We start from the raw sequence: 1,055 nt of genomic DNA on the forward strand, positions 1-1,055 counted from the left end.
AGGCTGCCGAAGTCGTTTTCGGCGATTTTGCGCAGGATGCGGCGCATGATTTTGCCCGAGCGGGTTTTCGGCAGGCCCGGCGACCACTGGATCAGGTCGGGGCTGGCGATCGGGCCGATTTCCGTGCGCACCCAGGTCCGCAGTTCCTTCTTCAGATCCTCGGACGGTTCTACCCCATTCATCAGCGTCACATAGCAGTAAATGCCCTGACCCTTCACGTCATGCGGATAGCCCACCACCGCGGCCTCGGCCACTTTGGCATGGGCCACCAGCGCCGATTCCACCTCGGCGGTGCCCATCCGGTGACCCGACACGTTGATCACGTCATCCACCCGGCCCGTGATCCAGTAATAGCCATCCGCATCGCGGCGGCAGCCATCCCCGGTGAAGTAATAGCCTTTGAAATCGCTGAAATAGGTCTGCATGAACCGCTCGTGATCGCCGTAAACCGTGCGCATCTGGCCCGGCCAGCTTTCCTTGATCGCCAGCACGCCCTCGGCGGCGGTGTCGGTCAGTTCCTGCCCCGTCGTGCTGTCCAGCAGCACCGGCTGCACCCCAAAGAACGGCCGCGTGGCCGATCCCGGTTTCAGCGGCGTCGCCCCCGGCAGCGGCGTCAGCATATGGCCGCCGGTTTCCGTCTGCCACCAGGTGTCCACGATCGGGCATTTGCCCTTGCCCACCACCTCGTTATACCAGTTCCAGGCTTCGGGGTTGATCGGCTCGCCCACGGACCCCAGAAGCTTCAGGCTGCTCAGGTCGTATTTTTCAACGAATTCCGTGCCTTGCCCCATCAGTGCGCGGATCGCGGTGGGCGCGGTGTAGAATTGATTGACCTTGTGCTTTTCGCACACGGCCCAGAACCGCCCCGCATCCGGGTAGGTCGGCACGCCCTCGAACATCAGCGTGGTGCCGCCATTGGCCAGCGGGCCATAAACGATATAGCTGTGGCCCGTGACCCAGCCCACATCGGCGGTACACCAGTAAATATCGCCCTCGTGATAATCGAACGTGTATTGATGGGTCATCGCCGCATAGACCAGATACCCGCCCGAGCT

1 protein-coding gene is annotated in these 1,055 nt (G+C 62.4%); it reads right to left on the reverse strand.

Annotation, left to right across the window (positions count from 1 at the left end; all coding sequences use genetic code 11):
- Positions 1–1,055, reverse strand: a 1,055-nt coding sequence (locus tag FN828_RS20425) for an AMP-binding protein (RefSeq protein ID WP_142495136.1), incomplete at both ends; no start/stop codon positions are given.

It is taken from the genome of Thalassovita litoralis (assembly GCF_900182725.1).
GTDB lineage: Bacteria > Pseudomonadota > Alphaproteobacteria > Rhodobacterales > Rhodobacteraceae > Thalassobius > Thalassobius litoralis.